This window comes from Erwinia sp. JH02 (genome assembly GCF_013074405.1).
In the GTDB taxonomy this organism is placed as follows: Bacteria; Pseudomonadota; Gammaproteobacteria; order Enterobacterales; family Enterobacteriaceae; genus Erwinia; species Erwinia rhapontici.
Map to the genome: position 1 here is coordinate 168198 of NZ_JABANZ010000006.1, position 18991 is coordinate 187188.

Sequence of the window (18991 nt, forward strand, 5' to 3'; positions counted from 1 at the left end):
CCTGATGATGATTCATCAGGCTTTTTTTTATCTATTTGCAGGCGGGCTGTTGTGCCAGTAACCTGGACCAGTGTGCTTCCCAATGGCCACCATGCGTCAGCCCGGGAACCTCAACGATTTGTACGCAGGAAGAGTCGCTGGCATCGGCATAGCCTCGTGCAACGCTGTTTGGCACCACCCGATCCTCACTGCCAGAGAAGTGGATCTGCGGTAGCCCTGCCAGCGTGGGGGCAACGTCTTTAGCATTCAGTGACTGCGGCATCGGGCTGGCCTGGTGCAGACGGTTCACCTCATCCATATCGAGATTTCCCGCCACCGTGCGCAGCGACTGCACATCATGGCGCCGCGCCGCGACTAACGCAGCCACCGCACCACCACCCGAGTAGCCTACCAGCACGAGCGGCTGACCCGGGGCCTGGCGGGCAATCTGTGTGATGGCTTTATTCATTGCATTAATCACCTCTGGAGCAAAGCGGCGGTCGGTCCACCAGCTCTTGTTACAGACGGGATTGCGCGTCATTGGGATGTACTGGCAGGGACGTGCCAGATAGACCACATTCAGGGCAGGGTCGGCAGCGGCAAGTTTAAGCGCAGTAGGGTTAAACGGGGTGGGATCGCGTGAGGGCTGACTGGGAGTGACCCAGGCAAAACCATCACCTTCAATATAGAGATGCACAGGCTGCTGAGGATCGCGAATGCGCCCCCACCAGCTGAGTACAAAGGGGGCGGCGTTGATTTCACCCTGCTGTAAACCCGCCGCACGCGCAATGGCGTCGGCGGTGACAACTCGGTTATCGGTGGCGCAACCGATGAGCAGGCTGCACCACAGTAACCCAACGCAACGGGATGTGAATTTCACCCGTGGCTTAGAACAGCTTACGCACTTGCAGGCTGACGGTCTGACCCATGAACTGCGGTGCAGTTTGCAGGTCGTACCGCGCTTCCAGCGTGAGGTCGTCGGCATGGGCCAGTGAAACACCAACGCTGGTATCCGCACTGTCTGCAGCCTGGCGGGCGCCCTGTGAGGTAAAGCGGGTTTCCCCCAGGCTGTCCGCGCTGAAACCGGAGTTAGTGGTCATCGGGCTGCGATCGTACTGATGGGTCCACATTACCTGGACAAACGGAGACAGGTCGCCGGCAGGCGTTGACCAGCTGTGCGCCAGTTTACCGCCGAGGCTGCTTTCGACCGACTGGCTGTGCGCGCTGTCGACATCCAGCGCACTGCCATTGTCGCTGTTTTCCTGGTAGCTGCCCTGATGCAGGTAGCTGTAGCTCAGGCTGGCCAGCGGGGTCAGTGTGGTGTTAGCCCCTAATGCCAGCGGATAACCGACCTCCGACTTCAGTGCCACCTGCTGCCCGGTAAAGTGCGCGCTGGCGTTGTCGTTGAAGCCGTCGAAGGCCACCTGACGCTGGCTGTCATAAGACTGGCGGGTCAGGCTGGTGCTGAGGTTGACGAACCACGGCTCGCCGCTGTAGGTGGCATAGAGAATGCCGCCCCATGCGTCAACGTCGCTGCTGCTGCCTTTCACGTTATCCTGGCCTTTAACGGAGGTGCGGCTGTAGCTTAACGCCGCACCGGCACGCCAGCTGTCCAGAATCTGACGGTCGGCACCCAGCACCAGGCCGCCGTAATGTGCGCGGTAACCGCTGACGTTATCGACCATGCCCTGACGCGCGCTGCCGTAGAACGGTTTGCCCCAGGCGGCCCAGTCGAGGCTGTCATCACCGGTGGCGATACCGCGTGCGCTGGCGCCCGGGGTGATGCGCAGGCCGTCCAGATGCGTGCCAACCACGCCCAGGGCATCCATGGATGCGGCCGAGGTGGCAGCGGACGCCATGCTGTTCTGGCCAGGGGAAAGCTGCTCGCCGATGCGGTTGGCTTCCGCTTCCGTGGTGATGGTTTTTGAGGCGTTGAAGAGATTCAGCAGCGCAGGGGAAGAGATACCGCTGTAGCTCGACAGACCATTCAGTGACGAGATGGCATTGCCCGTCGTCGGAAGCGGTTTACCCGGCTTTGGCGTATTGCCGCCACCGTTGTTATTACCGCCACCGCTGTTATTACCGCCGGACAGATAAACGACCAGGTTATTGGTATTATTGACTTCGTCGCTAATCGCTGCACCTGTCACTGTCCCATTAAACGTGTCAGCGCTGTAATGCAGCATGGCGGCATTATAATCGGCCGTGGTGGCATTGATCACTACATAGCGCTGGCCGCTGGCGAAACCATAGCTGCTGCCAGTACTGGTTAAGCGAATGGACGACCCCGGGTCTATCTGTGCATTGCCATTCACGTTCAGGCGGCCGTAGCCCACATCGAGAGTGCTGCCGTTAGCGTTTGTAAAGTCGGTAACACCAATATTCAGGACGGCCGCAGCAGTTTGATGATAATTCCCATTAATGTTTACCGGTTGGGTAATCAGAACGTCAGCGCTATTGGTCAGTGTACCGTTGCTGCCGAGCCCGACATTATCATTCAACCAAAGCTTGCCCTGCTGGAAAGCGAGATTAGCATTGTAACTGCCCAGTGTACCGAGCGTTGAGTTTGGTAAGATTATCGAATCACTTGTGATGCCGGTCAGTATCCCACGTCGGATGTTCCCACCGTTTATCACCAGGTCGGTCATGGAGTAACTGGTGACATTCCCGATGATAGTACCGCTGTTATTAAGGGTCGTCAGCGTGCCGTAGTTGGTGATAGCCGTTCCAATATAGATGTTGCTATTACCCAACTGACGAATGGTGCCCTCGTTGTTCAGCTCGGTAATGGTACCTGAATTGAAGATGGCCGTATTAGTGCTGGAAATAGTGCCGAGCGCCTGATTAGTCAGTGTCGTAATGATTCCATTGTTCTGAATCCCCGCAGCTCCCATACCGGGCATCGGCATAGACGTACCATTGGTACTGATGGTACCGCTGTTAATCAGGTTAGTAATGGTGGCGTTATTGGTGTTGTAAATCGCGCCGCCCGATAAAACCATTCCACTGTTGGAACCAATAGTGAGCTGACCTGAATTGCGCAGGGTGTCGATGATCCCCTGGTTCATCAGCGTCGATGAGTAAATCGAGTTGAGAATGCCCTGATTATCCACCCGTTGGGTATGCTGCTGGTTATTTACCGCAATGCTGGAGATGGAAAAGTTGGCGTCAGGTGTGAACGTCAGAATATCAGTAGTGGGGCTCAGTGTTGTCGTATAGCTATAACTGGCGTCAACAACCTGCTCAGTCTGTGTTGGGATGGCATGTGCCAGAGACGTCAGACTTTGAGCCGCCGCCAGTGCAATAACCAGCGGTTTAAGAGGGAAAGAGTGCAGCGTTCTTATCATTTATTTGCCACCATCAGAATTATAAGGTTGAGGTACCCATTTTTAAGAATTATCTGATTTATCGGCAAGGAGGCAACGGCACTTTAGGGGCACGAATCAATATATTTCAGGCGTAAAAAAACCGGACTGAAAGCAGTCCGGTTTGGCGTAGCGGTACTGCTGGCGATTAACGCGGCAGCACCTCAGAATGGGTCACTTAGCGACTACGGAAGACAATGCGGCCTTTGCTCAGGTCGTACGGGGTCAGCTCTACAGTGACTTTGTCGCCCGTCAGGATGCGGATGTAGTTTTTGCGCATTTTACCGGAGATATGAGCGGTAACCACGTGACCGTTTTCCAATTCAACGCGGAACATGGTGTTAGGTAACGTATCGAGTACGGTACCCTGCATTTCAATATTGTCTTCTTTGGCCATCGAATCCTCTAGGTGGACTACCTTAGTTTTGAACCGGCGAGATAATGCCGAATTTCACGTATTAAGTAAAGAATTGCGGATGAATTCATCCACATCAATCCCTCTGACGCGCACCTGGCGCAGACGGATTACGAATTAATCTGGAGTCAGTGACGTCAGCGTGGGGGAACAGCGGGCTAAGAATCTGTTTAAAATATGCTTTGGTCGCACGATTAAAACAGTTCTGAAAAGGTGCGTTGAGATTCCCAGCCTGGTATTCCGCATCACCATCTTGTACCGGTGAAAGGCGGACGACATACCAAACGCGCATATTATATCACTGTTCTTGCCCTGTTGCGTGCAAAACATAGAAGGATTGCATTAAAAAAGCCGACGTGGCTGCCAGCAATCAGCAGAAAGAGGCTGATGCGCCAGAGAATGGACATATTGCAGGTAGGCCGCGCGGGGAATTTCCTGCGCGCCCAGAGAGAGGGTATGAGGATTAAGCACCTGGCAGTCGATTAACTTGCCACCCTGTTGCTGAAAGTACTCACTGAAGACCAGCAATGCCGTTTTGGAGGCATTCTCGCTGCGGCTGAACATCGATTCACCGCAAAAGATTTGCCCCAGTTCCAGCCCGTACATACCGCCGACCAGGTCTTCACCACGCCATACTTCTATCGACTGTGCGTGTCCCAGCTCATGCAACTTTTGCCAGGCGCGTTTCACCTCATGGGTGATCCAGGTTCCTTCATTACGATCGCTGGCGCAGCCTTCTATCACCTGCTGAAATTGTTGGTTCAGTGTGACCTGATAAGGGGATTTTTGATGAAAGCGTTTCATACTGCGGCTGAGATGGAAATGTTCAGGCAGCAGCACTGCCCGCGGATCGGGTGACCACCAGAGGATAGGATCGCCAGGGGAAAACCACGGAAAAATGCCCCGATGATAAGCGTTAAGCAAACGCTGCGGACTGAGGTCTCCCCCCATTGCCAGCAGGCCATTGGGTTCCCGCAACGCCATTTCTGGCGGCGGGAAATTAAGCGATTCACGTGAGAGCTGGATCAGGCGCATCGGGCAATACTCATCAGCACGAAAGGTAATGACTATAGCGCAAAGCGCTGCAGAAATGTCCAGTATCGGCCCTGTTTTGAGACTAATTCCTGGTGATTGCCTTGTTCAATAATCTGGCCGCTATCCATAACACAAATTCGATCGAAATGTGCCAGACCCCGCAGACGGTGCGTCACCATAATCAGGGTTTTCCCGCGGGCGACCTGGCGCAGCAAAGCCAGGATCTGCTGTTCGGTTTCCGCATCCAGGCCTTCCGTCGGTTCATCCAGTAACATTAAATCGCCGCCGTGCAGCAACGCGCGCGCCAGACCCAGTCGGCGCAGCTCCCCACCGGAAAGCTGACGACCGCCTTCACCCAGCCAGGCATTGAGTCCCTGATCATTATCCAGCAGTGTCTCCAGCCCGACCTGATGAAGGGCATCACACAGCTGCTCATCGCGGCATGCCGGTGCGGCCAGCAGTAGATTGTCACGCAGGCTGGCGCTGAACAGATGCACACGCTGGGTGACCACGCTGGTGCGGGCACGTAAATCGGCTTCACTCCAGTCAGTCAGCGGTTGACCATTCAACAGGATAGTCCCTTGTTGCGGGTCCCAGGCGCGGGTGAGTAGTTGCAACAGCGTGGACTTGCCGCAGCCAGTCCGACCGAGCAGGGCGATATGTTCGCCAGCGCCAATCTCAAGCGTTAGCCCGGCAAGGGCGTACGGGCCTTCGCCGTAACGGAAGCTGACATCACTCAGGCTCAGCGCCGCACCAGCACTCTGTAATGTTCCACTTTCCGCTGTGAAGTTAACGGCCGGTCGCTGTTCGATAATCTGTGAAACGCGTTTTGCTGAGGCGATAACGTGGCCGAGATGCTGGAATGCAGTACCGACCGGTGCCAGCGCTTCAAAGGCCGCCAGCGCACAGAAGACAAACAGCGCAATGTAAGCACCAGGATAAGGATCGCCGCCGATGCCAACAGCACTTAACCACAACAGCAGCGTGACGGCGATGCCACCCATCAACATCACCAGTCCCTGAGACATCCCGGTCAGGCTCGCCTGACGCTGTTGCGCTGCCAGCCAGTCCTGCTCGGTGGCATTCATTGTGCTGCGGAACTGGCTGGCAGCCCCATACAGACTTAATTCGGCTTGCCCCTGAAGCCAGCGGGTCAGGCCGCTGCGATATTCGCCACGCAGGCGAGTTAAATCAGCGCCTACCGGCAGCCCGGCACGGTAAAACACAGGAGGGATAACAATCAGCGTCAGCAGCATCAGTGCGCCAAGGGTCAGTGCCAGACTGGTATCCAGCCAGCTCAGGCCGATCGTCACCACCACAATGACGGCCAGCGCCCCCACCAACGGTGAAATGACACGCAGATAGAGATGATCCAGCGTATCCACATCCGCCACCAGACGGTTGAGCAAATCGCCTTCACGGAAACGGGCGATACCGGCAGGAGAGAGCGGCAGCAGCTTGCTGAAGGTGAATACCCGCAGATGCTGAAGCACACGGAAGGTAGTGTCGTGGCTGACCAGGCGCTCCAGGTAGCGTGCCACCGTACGGCTGATTGCCGTGCCGCGAACCCCGGCGGCAGGAAGCATATAGTTAAAGCTGTAGATCCCGGCGACGCCCGCCAGAGACGTCGCGGCGAGGAACCAGCCCGACAGCGTCAGCAGGCCGATACTGGCCAGTAGCGTCAGCACAGCCAGCACAATGCCCGCCAGTAACCGCAGGATATGGCGACGATAGAGTCTTAAAAACGGCAGCAGGGTTTTCATTCGAGCGATCCTCCTCGCTGGGCCATCAGGTCTGCAAATGGGCCTGGTTGATGGGCCAGAGCCTCCCAGCTTCCTGTCTGAACAATTTCGCCTTTGCGCATCAGCCAGATTTCATCCCACTGATCCAGGCGATCGAGCTGGTGGGTGATCAACAGCGTACTCTGGGCATGAGAAGCCTGTAACAGCGCGTGGTTAACATGCTGTTCACTGTGCGCATCGAGGCTGGCATCAGGTTCATCCAGCAGCAGCAGCTGGCAGGGCTTCATCAACGCACGTGCAACGGCAACACGCTGCGCCTGGCCAACAGAAAGCCCCGCAGCCTGATCACCGGTTTCACTGTCAAGACCCGCGGGTAACTGTGAGAGGAATTCATTCACACCAGCCAGTGCCAGCACCTGGTGAAGACGGGCTTCATCGCTATTACCGCTCAGCAAAATGTTCTGCCGCAGTGTACCGGCGGGAAGGTGCGGGTTTTGGCCCACCCAGGCCAGCTGCAACTGCCAGTGCGGCAGAGCGATATCTCGCAGCTCTGTGCCATTAATCAGCAGCGAACCGCGATAGGGCAGGTAGCCGAGCAGCACATTCATCAGCGAAGTTTTGCCCGCACCGCTTTGCCCGACCAGCGCCACGCGTTGTCCCGGTTGTAAAGTAAAACTCAGTGGACCCGCAAGCGGTGTGCCTTCTGCCGTAGTGATGACCAGATCCTGGGCCACCAGACTCAATCCATTACTCAGGTCCGGAGTCAGCGATCCACGTTCAACTGAGGCAGACTCACTCTCTTCAAGGAAGGTTTGCAGCGCATCGGCGGCGCCAATCGCCTGTGCCTTGGCATGGTAGTAAGTCCCAAGGTCACGCAGTGGCTGGTAAAATTCAGGGGCGAGTATCAGCACGAGGAACCCGGCAAACAGGGTAACCGGGGTGCTGTAGTGACCAAAATTGAAGACGCCAAGATAAGAGAAACCGAAATAGACCGCGATCAGGGCAATGGAGATTGACGCGAAGAACTCCAGCACCGCCGAGGACAGAAACGCCATGCGCAGCACTTCCATGGTGCGCAGACGGAACTGCTCGGACGCTTCTGCGATGGTGGCGGTTTCAGCCTGTGCGCGGTGAAACAGACGTAACGTTTCCAGCCCGCGCAGACGGTCAAGGAACTGACCGCTCAGACGTGCCAGTGCCTGAAAGTTACGGCGGTTTGCATCGGCAGCACCCATTCCCACCATTGCCATAAATAAGGGGATCAATGGTGCAGTCGCCAGCAGGATCAGCGAGGCTGCCCAGTTCACCGGGAACAGCAGGATCAGTACCAGCAATGGGATGATCCCCGCCAGCATCATCTGCGGCAAATAGCGCGCATAGTAATCCTGCATCTCCTCAATCTGTTCCAGCAGCAATGTGGCCCAGCTCCCGGCGGGTTTACCCTGAATCCAGGCGGGCCCGAGATCAGACAGACGGTTCAATACCTGACGGCGCAGGGTCTGGCGGATAGCCTGGCCGGTTTTGAAACCGATCTTTTCGCGCAGCCATGCCAGAAAGGCACGACCCGCAAAGCAGGCCAGTAGCAGAATAAAATGCAGCAGCTGGCTATCACGCGGCTGATGGTCAATCAGCAGGGCCTGAAGCAGCGAGGCAAGAAACCAGGCCTGGGCTAAGATCAGCAGGGCGCTCAATGTGCCTAGCAGGTATGAGAGGCGCAGCCAGCGATGGCCATGCACACTCTGACTTTTCAGCCAGCGGGTGAGTTGTTGTTGTCGTGTTTTATTCATCTGTTGCCGTATTGCCCTGACGTAAACAGTAGTGAGGCAAAGGCCCCAGGAAGATAGGTGTCAAGCGCGGCAATGTTACAATGCGGAGGATAAAAAGGCGACAATTGCTCGTCGCCTTAGGCAAGATTAGCTCAGAGTTTTAACAACTTACTGATTATTTTTAACTAAACCGTCAAGATAACGCTCTGCGTCCAGGGCGGCCATACAGCCCGTTCCGGCAGAGGTAATCGCCTGGCGGTAAATATGGTCCATCACATCACCTGCTGCGAATACGCCCGGAATGCTGGTCTGCGTGGCATTACCCTGAAGTCCGGACTGGACTTTGATGTAACCATTTTCCAGTGCTAACTGACCATTAAAGATAGCGGTGTTCGGGCTGTGACCGATAGCAACGAACAAGCCTGCGACTTCCAGTGTTTTAGTCTGATCGTCTTTGGTGGAGCGCAGACGCAATGAGCTGACGCCCATCTGATCGCCCAGCACTTCATCCAGCGTGTGGTCAGTATGCAGCACGATATTGCCGTTTTTGACCTTTTCATTCAGACGGTCAATCAGGATTTTTTCCGCACGGAAGCTATCGCGACGGTGGATCAGATGCACTTCGGCGGCGATATTCGCCAGATAAAGCGCTTCTTCCACTGCGGTGTTACCACCGCCAATCACCGCGACTTTTTGGTTACGGTAGAAGAAACCGTCACAGGTGGCGCAGGCTGAAACACCGCGACCTTTGAACGCTTCCTCTGAAGGCAGACCCAGGTAACGAGCGGATGCACCGGTAGCAATAATCAGTACATCAGCAGTGTACACACCTTCATCGCCGGTCAGCCGGAACGGGCGGTTTTGCAGATCCACGCTGTGGATATGATCGAAAATGATCTCGGTGTTAAATTTCACCGCGTGCTCGTGCATGCGTTCCATCAGCAGTGGCCCGGTCAGCTCGTTCGGATCGCCTGGCCAGTTTTCCACGTCGGTGGTGGTGGTCAGCTGACCCCCTTTTTCCAGACCGGTGATCAGCACCGGGTTCAGGTTAGCGCGGGCTGCATACACGGCAGCGGTATAACCTGCCGGGCCCGAGCCCAGAATCAGTAATTTACTGTGTTTAGCCGTACCCATGAGACCCTCATTAATTGACTGGCAAACCTATACCCGGATTGTAGGGAATTTAGCGAGGCAAAAAAAGCATTCTGCGATTTTGTTAACAATTAATGAAAAAGGTCTGGCCAATCGTTGTCCGTATGACAGGGTGAGGGTGGAAAAATAGCATTTCAGCCATTTTTTGTCATTTTGGCGACAAAATTGTCATTGAAAAACAGAGAGACAGCATTCGCTTTGGCATGTTGTACTGATTTTGTTTGTTTTGCTTTGACAATCGGCTGCGCTTTTGCGAAAACATTATGGGAAGCAGAGTGTATTTGGTCACCTAAGTCAGGGTTTCATCCCGGATTTTGCGTTTATCGCCCGATATACTCAGCCTGTTATTTGGAATGACGCATGGTGTGGACAGACAACATGCGTCATGCAGATAGAGCGTTTAATACCGCGACAGGCTCGATGTCTTCACTTAGATCAACCCTGTTACATTGAGTCGTTCAGGGTATGGCAGGTAAAGGGAAGAAATTTAAGAGAGACAATAATAATGGTAGACAATAAAAAACGGCCGGGTAAAGATCTCGACAGAATTGACCGCAACATCCTGAATGAACTGCAGAAAGATGGGCGTATTTCTAACGTCGAGCTTTCCAAGCGCGTAGGCCTATCACCCACGCCGTGCCTTGAGCGCGTTCGCCGTCTGGAGCGACAGAACTTCATTCTCGGCTACACTGCTCAGTTAAATCCGCACTATCTGGATGCATCACTTCTGGTATTCGTTGAGATTACTCTGAATCGTGGTGCGCCTGATGTGTTTGAGCAGTTTAACGCCGCAGTACAAAAACTTGAGGAAACTCAAGAGTGTCACCTCGTTTCCGGTGATTTTGACTATCTGCTAAAAACCCGTGTTCCAGATATGTCTGCGTACCGTAAATTGCTGGGCGAAACCTTGCTACGTCTGCCGGGTGTGAACGATACCCGTACTTATGTGGTCATGGAAGAAGTGAAACAAAGTAACCGGTTAGTGATTAAAACCCGGTAACACAGGGCAGGTGCAAAACCTGTTAGTTTTCGGTACACTCCTGTGAATTCATACAGGTTCAGCGCCGGGCATGCCCGGCGCTGTTACCTCCATAGTTTACAGGCACCTGGAGAGTACTCTTGAGCCAGGAATACACAGAAGATAAAGACGTTTCGTTAGAACCGTTGAGCAGCGGGCGTCGCCTGCTGGAAGCGCTATTAATTGTTGTTGCTCTTTTCGCCATTTATCTGATGGTGGCGCTGGTGAGCTTCAATCCTTCCGATCCCAGTTGGTCACAAACCGCCTGGCACGAACCTATCCACAACATCGGTGGTGGCGTTGGGGCGTGGCTTGCAGATACGCTATTCTTTATCTTTGGCGTGATGGCTTATGCGCTTCCTCCCGTGATTTTAGGCCTGTGCTGGATCACGTTCAGCCGACGCCACTTCCAGGATTACATTGACTATTTTGCCGTTGGTTTGCGCATGATTGGCGTGCTGGCGCTGGTGGTTACTTCCTGTGGTCTGGCCGCATTGAATGCTGACGATATTTGGTATTTTGCGTCGGGTGGTGTGATTGGCAGCTTGTTAAGCAATGCGATGGCTCCCTATTTTAGCGGGCCGGGCGGCACGCTAACCCTGCTGTGCATCTGGGCAGCGGGGCTGACGCTCTATACCGGCTGGTCATGGCTGACGATTGCCGAGAAGATTGGTGGCGTGGTGATGGGAGTACTGACTTTCGCCAGTAATCGCTCACGTGCTGATGAGAAATGGCATGAAGAAGACGATGAAGATGAAGTGGATGCGCCGGTAGCGGTACGCAGTGCACCGATGCATGCTGACGATCACTACGACGTACTGCTGACGAAACAACAGCCTGTTCACGCAGATGATGAGGAGGGCGAGCAGGACGATCCGCTGCTGGCCAAACCGACATCCAGCGATGTTGTTTCGGTTCCTGCGCAGCAATCTGCGATTGCCCCCGTTGCGCCGGTCATTGCTCCTGCTCAGGAATACGCAGCCCAGGCTGAGGTGCAGGTTTCCACACCAGTGGCACCGCCACAACCATCGCTCTATCGTTTTGAAGTGCCAGCAGAAGCCAGGACGCCAGCGCCTTCGCTACCGGTTGATGAAGAAGACGGTCCGCAGATGGGCAACTGGCAGGATACCTCAGCGGCTTCGCCGTTTGATTTCTCCACACCACATGCCTCTCATCCAGCCTCAGTAGCTGCTGCTGCAACCGGAGCTGCGCTTGGTGCTGTTGCACAGTCAGCCAGCAGTAATATGCCGTTTATGCCGGGCTTTACGGCAACCAGTGGCGACGATCTTAATCCCCAGGTTAAGCAGGGTATCGGCCCTGAACTGCCGCGCCCAAATCCAGTAAAATTGCCGACACGCCGCGAATTGGCTTCTTACGGCATTAAGTTGCCTTCGCAGCGCATGGCGGAAGAAAAAGCCAAAGAGCAGGAGTCCCTGCAGCCAGAGGTTGCTGAAGGAGATGCCTGGCAGGCTGTCACGCCTGACGAGCAGGATGATGCGGAACAGGCACAGCTACGTGAAGCGTTCCTGGCACGGGAACAGCAGCGTTACGGCGAAGAGTTTGCTGCTGAAGATGAAGAAGCACTGCAACAGGCGGCGCTGGCGCGTCAGTTTGCTGAACAGCAGCAGCAGCGTTATGCCGCCGAAACGTCAGGCCAAAGCCCAACCTTTACGCTTGATACCTCCGGTGCTTTCGATTTCTCACCGATGGACGATCTGGTCAATGACGGCCCGACTGAGCCATTGTTTACGCTGTCGGCAGCACCGGAAACAGAGTCCGTTGCCCCCGTTCAGTCACAGTGGCAACAGCCCGAAGAGGCGCAACCGCAGGCTCCCATTGCGCAGACTTCTCCTGCCTGGCAACCCGCTGCTGCACCTCCTGTGACGGCCCAGCCAGTGAAGCCGCAAGAACCGGATATGGACAGTTTGATCCATCCGTTCCTGATGCGTCATGAGCAGCCAACGTACAAACCAACCACGCCGCTGCCAACGCTCGATTTGTTAGCGTCGCCGCCAGCCGAAACGGAACCGGTAGACCAGTTTGCGCTTGAGCAGACCGCTCGTTTGATTGAGGCGCGGCTGGCTGACTATCGCGTGAAGGCTGAGGTGGTTGGGTACTCACCGGGTCCGGTTATCACCCGCTTTGAGCTGGATTTGGCGCCGGGCGTAAAAGCTGCGCGTATCTCTAACCTGTCGCGGGATCTGGCTCGCTCATTGTCAGCTGTTGCCGTGCGTGTGGTGGAAGTCATCCCTGGCCGTCCATATGTGGGGCTGGAGTTGCCTAATCTGAATCGCCAGACGGTTTATCTGCGAGAAGTGCTGGATTGCCCGGCATTCCGTGATAATCCCTCCCCGTTGTCGATTGTGCTGGGCAAAGATATTTCCGGCGATCCAGTGGTAGCCGATTTGGGCAAAATGCCTCACTTGCTGGTTGCCGGTACGACCGGTTCCGGTAAGTCGGTAGGCGTTAATGCCATGATCCTCAGTATCTTGTATAAAGCCACGCCAAAAGAAGTGCGCTTTATTATGATCGACCCGAAAATGCTCGAATTGTCGGTGTATGAAGGCATTCCACATCTGTTAACCGATGTGGTCACCGACATGAAAGATGCGGCCAATGCGTTGCGCTGGTGTGTGGTTGAGATGGAGCGTCGTTACAAGCTGATGTCGGCACTGGGTGTGCGTAACATCGCGGGCTATAACGAGAAGGTGGATATGGCTGAGGCGATGGGGCGTCCCATCCCTGACCCGTTCTGGAAGCCAACCGACAGCATGGATATGACACCACCGGTACTGGAAAAAGAGCCTTATATCGTGGTGATGGTGGATGAGTTTGCAGACCTGATCATGACCGTCGGCAAAAAAGTGGAAGAGCTGATCGCACGTCTGGCACAGAAAGCACGTGCGGCGGGGATTCATCTGGTGCTGGCCACACAGCGACCTTCTGTGGATGTGATCACCGGTCTGATTAAGGCCAATATTCCGACACGTATTGCCTTTACGGTATCCAGTAAAATTGACTCACGTACCATTCTCGATCAGTCGGGTGCAGAATCTTTGCTGGGCATGGGTGACATGCTGTATCTGGCACCTAACTCTTCTATTCCGGTCCGAGTCCATGGTGCCTTTGTTCGCGACCAGGAAGTGCATGCCGTCGTGAAAGACTGGAAGGCACGCGAACGTCCTCAGTATAAAGAAGGTATCCTTAGCGGCGGCGACGATACTGAATCGGGTGCGGGTGGCGTTGACGGTGACGAAGAGCTGGACCAGTTGTTCGACCAGGCCGTTGAGTTCGTTGTCGACAAGCGTCGCGCCTCGATTTCCGGCGTTCAGCGGCAATTCCGTATCGGTTATAACCGTGCTGCGCGTATCATTGAACAGATGGAAGCGCAGGGAATTGTTTCGTCACCGGGGCATAACGGGAACCGCGAGGTGCTGGCACCACCTCCGCATGAGCGTTAAGTCTTCTTGTTTCGCTCACCATCAACGGGTCAGGCACTGCCTGGCCCGTTGAATTCCTGACAGCAGTCCCAATATTTGTAGGATACGGACTGGGAGATTCAGTTTTTTCTCCTGTTGTTGTTATCAGCGCCTGGCTAAAGTTATCCACGTCACGCTTAACCCGAACGGGATACAAGAGTTTCAATAAGGATGCCGTAATGAAAAAATTAATGATTTCCTGCTGTGTGTTGGCTGCTTTTTCCTCGGTTACCGCCTGGGCTGATGCATCTGGCGATTTGCAGCAACGCCTGGATAAGGTGAAAAGTTTCCATGCCACGTTTAGTCAAAAAGTAACCGACAGCACCGGTGCATCGGTGCAGGATGGCGAAGGTGAGATGTGGGTTCAGCGTCCGAACCTGTTCAACTGGCATATGACAGCGCCGGATGAAAGCACCCTGATTTCCGATGGTAAAACGTTATGGTTCTACAATCCGTTTGTTGAGCAGGTTAGCGCCAGCTGGGTGAAAGATGCCACCAGCAATACCCCCTTTATGCTGATTGCACGTAACCAGGCGAGTGACTGGAAGCAATACAACGTTGCGCAAAAAGGGGATGACTTCTCTCTGACGCCAAAAAATGCTGATGGCAACCTGAAGCAGTTCACCATCAACGTGGCGACCAATGGCACCATCAATCAGTTCAGCGCGGTAGAGCAGGATGGGCAGCGCAGCAGTTATACGTTGAAAAGCCAGCAAAATGGCAGCATCAGTGCCGATAAGTTCAAGTTCACACCACCTAAGGGTGTAACTGTGGACGACCAGCGTCAGTGAGGTTTGCGTGAGTAACCTGTCCCTCGACTTTTCCCGTAATGAGTTTCAGCCTCTGGCCGCGCGTATGCGGCCACGTACGCTGGCCGAGTATATTGGCCAGCAGCATCTGCTGGCAGCGGGTAAACCGCTGCCGCGCGCTATTGAGGCGGGTCATCTTCACTCGATGATTCTATGGGGACCGCCGGGGACGGGGAAAACCACGCTGGCCGAAATTATCGGTCACTATGGACAGGCTGACGTTGAGCGCATTTCCGCTGTCACCTCCGGGGTGAAAGAGATCCGTGAGGCGATTGAGCGTGCGCGGCAAAACCGCAATGCAGGTCGGCGTACCATCCTGTTTGTTGATGAAGTTCACCGTTTTAATAAAAGCCAGCAAGATGCTTTTCTGCCACATATTGAAGATGGCACCATTACCTTTATCGGTGCCACAACGGAAAATCCCTCATTCGAACTGAATTCAGCGCTGTTATCGCGTGCCCGCGTGTATCTGTTGAAATCTCTGACCACGGAAGACATTGCTGCCGTGCTGAACCAGGCGATGCAAGACGGTGAGCGTGGCTATGGTAATGACAACATCATCCTGCCTGAAAATACCCGCAATATGATTGCTGAGCTGGTCAACGGCGATGCGCGCCGCGCGCTGAATACGCTGGAAATGATGGCCGATATGGCTGAGGTGAATAGCAAAGGCAAGCGTGAACTGACGCCGCAGTTGCTCAATGAAGTGTCTGGCGAGCGTAGCGCACGCTTTGATAATAAAGGTGACCGTTTCTACGATCTCATATCGGCGCTGCACAAATCAGTGCGGGGGTCGGCCCCGGATGCGGCACTTTACTGGTATGCACGGATCATTACCGCAGGCGGTGATCCGCTGTATGTCGCGCGACGTTTGCTGGCTATCGCCTCCGAAGATGTTGGCAACGCGGATCCGCGTGGCATGCAGGTAGCGATCTCTGCCTGGGATTGTTTTACTCGTGTCGGCCCGGCAGAAGGTGAGCGGGCGATCGCCCAGGCGATTGTTTACCTGGCCTGCGCGCCAAAAAGCAACGCGGTGTATAACGCTTTCAAAGCGGCCATGCGTGATGCGCGTGAAAGCCCGGATTATGATGTTCCTGAACATTTACGTAATGCGCCAACCAAACTGATGAAAGAAATGGGGCTGGGAGCGGAATACCGTTATGCCCACGATGAACCTAACGCGTATGCAGCAGGTGAGGACTATTTCCCGGCGCAAATGGCACAAACCCGCTATTACCATCCGACCACGCGTGGGCTGGAAGGGAAGATTGGTGAAAAGCTCGCCTGGTTGATTGAACAGGATCAAAATAGCCCGACAAAACGCTACCGCTGACAGTGACGTTGCGGTAAGGTTAGCAATGAATTCAACGCATTCGATATGTCGGTGCGCCCCTTCTTTTTTAACTCAATCAATCATCACAGGACAAGCATGCTCGATCCCAATCTACTGCGTACTGAGCCAGACGCAGTCGCTGAAAAACTGGCACGCCGTGGCTATAAGCTGAACGTTGATACGCTGCGCGCACACGAAGAGCGTCGTAAAGTACTGCAGGTCGAAACTGAAAATCTGCAGGCAGAGCGTAACTCGCGATCCAAATCCATCGGGCAGGCCAAAGCACGTGGGGAAGACATCGAGCCATTGCGTCAGGAAGTGAACGTACTGGGCGAACGCCTGGACGCTGCAAAAGCAGAGCTGGATGCACTGTTGACCAGTATCAATGACTTTTCAATGGCCATTCCCAATATCCCTGCGGATGTAGTTCCACTGGGCAAAGATGACAGTGAAAACCAGGAAATCAGTCGCTGGGGTGAGCCGCGCAAGTTTGACTTCGCGGTGCGCGACCACGTTGAGCTGGGCGAAATGGCCGCAGGCCTCGATTTTGCCGCCGCAGTTAAACTGACCGGTTCACGTTTTATCGTGATGAAAGGCCAGATTGCACTGATGCATCGTGCTTTGAGCCAGTTCATGCTCGATCTGCATACCGAGCAGCATGGCTACCTGGAAACCTACGTACCTTACCTGGTGAATCATGCCAGCCTGTACGGCACGGGCCAGTTGCCTAAATTTGGCGAAGACCTGTTCCATACACGTCCGTTGGAAGAAGAAGCCTCCAGCAGCAACTATGCTCTGATCCCGACCTCCGAAGTCCCGCTGACCAACCTGGTACGCGATGAGATTCTGGAAGAAGAATCACTGCCGATCAAAATGACCGCACATACGCCATGTTTCCGTTCCGAAGCTGGCGCGTATGGTCGTGACACTCGTGGTCTGATCCGCATGCATCAGTTCGATAAAGTTGAAATGGTGCATATTACACGCCCTGAAGACTCAATGGATGCGCTGGAAGAACTGGTGGGTCATGCAGAGAAAGTGCTGCAACTGCTGAACCTGCCATACCGTAAAGTACTGCTCTGTACTGGTGACATGGGCTTTGGTTCTCACAAAACTTACGATCTGGAAGTGTGGTTGCCAGCGCAGGATACCTACCGTGAGATCTCGTCCTGCTCCAATATGGGCGATTTCCAGGCGCGTCGTATGAAAGCGCGCTGCCGTCCACGTGGTGAGAAAGCAACACGCCTGGTACACACCCTGAATGGCTCTGGCCTGGCAGTGGGTCGTACTCTGGTTGCGGTGCTGGAAAACTACCAGCAGGCTGATGGCCGTATCGCCGTACCGGATGTTCTGCGTCCGTATATGAAAGGCCTGGAGTTTATTGGCTGATCCACGCACAGGTTCGAGGCTGTACCAGCAGGATAAGTCGCCCTGAACAGTGTTTTGAAAAACCCGCCACTGGCGGGTTTTTTATTGTCAGAGATTGAGCAAAAATAATGATGGATAATAGTGATGCTATTCTGACTTATTACATGTGAATTCAATAAGATAATTCCGTCGACAGTCCTCTGCTAAACAGCTCTAAGCCATTGAAGATAAAAATTTTAAATCGCGTAGCTACAAATCGTGCTATTGCCTTTTTATTGTGCTTTTCCAATCGTCTACTCAGTGGCATGATGCGCGCAAAATCTCCCTCGTTTTCGGTCCCCCAACTACTATGTCCACCTGGTCACGTCCTGTTTTGGTGCTGCTGTGCGGCTTGCTGCTGCTAACAGTCTCTATTGCTGTGCTCAATACGCTGGTGCCGCTCTGGCTCACGCATGATGCACTGCCGACCTGGCAGGTGGGGATGGTCAGCTCGTCATATTACTGCGGGAACCTGCTGGGAACGCTGATTGCGGGTTGGGTGATCAAACGCTATGGCTTTAACCGTAGCTACTATCTCGCCTCTCTGGTCTTTGCTCTGGCAACGCTGGCACTGGCGCTGGGTACCGGCTTCTGGTCCTGGACACTATGGCGCTTTGTGGCCGGTATTGGCTGTGCGCTGATCTGGGTTGTGGTGGAAAGTGCGCTGCTGTGTAACGGGACGCTGCGTAACCGTGGGCGACTGCTGGCTGCCTATATGATCATTTATTATATTGGCACGGTTATCGGGCAATTACTGGTCAGCAAAGTCTCGACTGAATTGATGCACGTTCTCCCCTGGGTCAGCAGTGTGATACTGGCGGCGGTTCTGCCATTGGTCTTTTGTCGTGTCACTGCCAGCCAGGAAGGTGACGAAGAAACACCTGCAGGGCGGCTGTGGCCGATGCTGCGCCGCCGTAATGCCCGTCTTGGTATCAATGGCTGTATTATTTCAGGCATTGTTCTGGGGTCGTTATATGGTCTGATGCCGCTTTACCTTTCGCATCAGGGGATGAGTGACTCAACGGTAGGTTACTGGATGGCGTTACTGGTGAGCGCCGGTATTATTGGCCAGTGGCCGGTAGGCCGCCTTGCAGATCGTTATGGGCGCCTTTTGGTGTTGCGGGTGCAGGTGTTTGTGGTGATCCTCGGCGCTCTGGCGATGCTGAGTAATGCTGCGATGGCACCTGCCTTGTTTATTCTCGGCTGTGCAGGCTTTACTCTTTATCCAGTGGCGATGTCCTGGGCGTGTGAAACCGTTGCCCACCATGAACTGGTTGCGATGAATCAGGCGCTGCTGCTGAGTTATACCGTTGGCAGTCTGGTGGGGCCGACGATGACCTCAATGTTGATGCAAAGCTATTCAGACCGCTTGCTGTTTGTAATGATTGCCGCGGTCGCAATGGTGTATCTGGCGATGTTGCTGCGTAAGGCCGATCACCACGCCAATCCTGTGGCACACGCATAAAACAGACATTAAAAAGGCTGACCTTC

The 18991-nt window shown here is 54.5% G+C and carries 13 protein-coding genes; 6 read left to right on the forward strand and 7 right to left on the reverse strand.

Going from position 1 to position 18991, the window contains the following annotated elements; translation table 11 throughout:
* Positions 1-31: 31 nt before the first annotated feature.
* From HHI26_RS16280 to trxB, 7 genes are all read right to left on the reverse strand, one after another.
* The gene (locus HHI26_RS16280) at positions 32-859 is read right to left on the reverse strand and encodes a cutinase family protein (RefSeq protein ID WP_339505787.1); all 828 of its coding nucleotides are present in this window, start codon (positions 857-859) and stop codon (positions 32-34) included.
* Positions 860-866: 7 nt separating this feature from the next.
* Positions 867-3326 (reverse strand): autotransporter domain-containing protein, encoded by a 2460-nt coding sequence (locus HHI26_RS16285; RefSeq protein ID WP_159337138.1) that lies wholly within the window; start codon positions 3324-3326, stop codon positions 867-869.
* 196 nt (positions 3327-3522) lie between these two features.
* A complete protein-coding gene (gene infA / locus HHI26_RS16290; RefSeq protein ID WP_002211347.1) occupies positions 3523-3741 on the reverse strand; it encodes a translation initiation factor IF-1 in 219 nt (72 codons plus the stop codon).
* 360 nt (positions 3742-4101) lie between these two features.
* A complete protein-coding gene (aat, locus tag HHI26_RS16295; protein ID WP_133841051.1) occupies positions 4102-4794 on the reverse strand; it encodes a leucyl/phenylalanyl-tRNA--protein transferase in 693 nt (230 codons plus the stop codon).
* Between the two features lie 32 nt (positions 4795-4826).
* The gene (gene cydC / locus HHI26_RS16300) at positions 4827-6557 is read right to left on the reverse strand and encodes a cysteine/glutathione ABC transporter ATP-binding protein/permease CydC (protein ID WP_133841050.1); all 1731 of its coding nucleotides are present in this window, start codon (positions 6555-6557) and stop codon (positions 4827-4829) included.
* On the reverse strand, positions 6554-8323 hold the full coding sequence (cydD, locus tag HHI26_RS16305; RefSeq protein WP_133841049.1) for a cysteine/glutathione ABC transporter permease/ATP-binding protein CydD: 1770 nt from the start codon (positions 8321-8323) through the stop codon (positions 6554-6556). The genes cydC and cydD overlap by 4 nt, the downstream gene beginning before the upstream one ends.
* A 147-nt stretch (positions 8324-8470) precedes the next feature.
* Positions 8471-9436, reverse strand: coding sequence for a thioredoxin-disulfide reductase (gene trxB / locus HHI26_RS16310; protein WP_171149375.1), 966 nt, complete (start codon positions 9434-9436; stop codon positions 8471-8473).
* A gap of 523 nt (positions 9437-9959) precedes the next feature.
* On the opposite strand from trxB, the gene lrp reads away from it, so the two are divergent.
* The 6 genes from lrp to HHI26_RS16340 all read left to right on the forward strand — a co-directional run bounded on the left by lrp (position 9960) and on the right by HHI26_RS16340 (position 18965).
* Positions 9960-10454 (forward strand): leucine-responsive transcriptional regulator Lrp, encoded by a 495-nt coding sequence (gene lrp / locus HHI26_RS16315; RefSeq protein WP_133841047.1) that lies wholly within the window; start codon positions 9960-9962, stop codon positions 10452-10454.
* Positions 10455-10573: 119 nt separating this feature from the next.
* Positions 10574-13933 (forward strand): DNA translocase FtsK 4TM domain-containing protein, encoded by a 3360-nt coding sequence (locus tag HHI26_RS16320; RefSeq protein WP_171149376.1) that lies wholly within the window; start codon positions 10574-10576, stop codon positions 13931-13933.
* A gap of 197 nt (positions 13934-14130) precedes the next feature.
* The gene (gene lolA / locus HHI26_RS16325; protein ID WP_133841045.1) at positions 14131-14742 is read left to right on the forward strand and encodes an outer membrane lipoprotein chaperone LolA; all 612 of its coding nucleotides are present in this window, start codon (positions 14131-14133) and stop codon (positions 14740-14742) included.
* 7 nt (positions 14743-14749) lie between these two features.
* Positions 14750-16093, forward strand: a complete 1344-nt coding sequence (locus HHI26_RS16330; protein WP_167864862.1) for a replication-associated recombination protein A — start codon at positions 14750-14752, stop codon at positions 16091-16093.
* Between the two features lie 96 nt (positions 16094-16189).
* Entirely contained in the window at positions 16190-17482 is a 1293-nt protein-coding gene (gene serS / locus HHI26_RS16335; protein WP_171149377.1) for a serine--tRNA ligase, read from the forward strand.
* Positions 17483-17810: 328 nt separating this feature from the next.
* Positions 17811-18965: an MFS transporter gene (locus tag HHI26_RS16340; protein ID WP_159337135.1), complete on the forward strand. Its 1155-nt coding sequence runs from the start codon at positions 17811-17813 to the stop codon at positions 18963-18965.
* Positions 18966-18991: the final 26 nt, after the last annotated feature.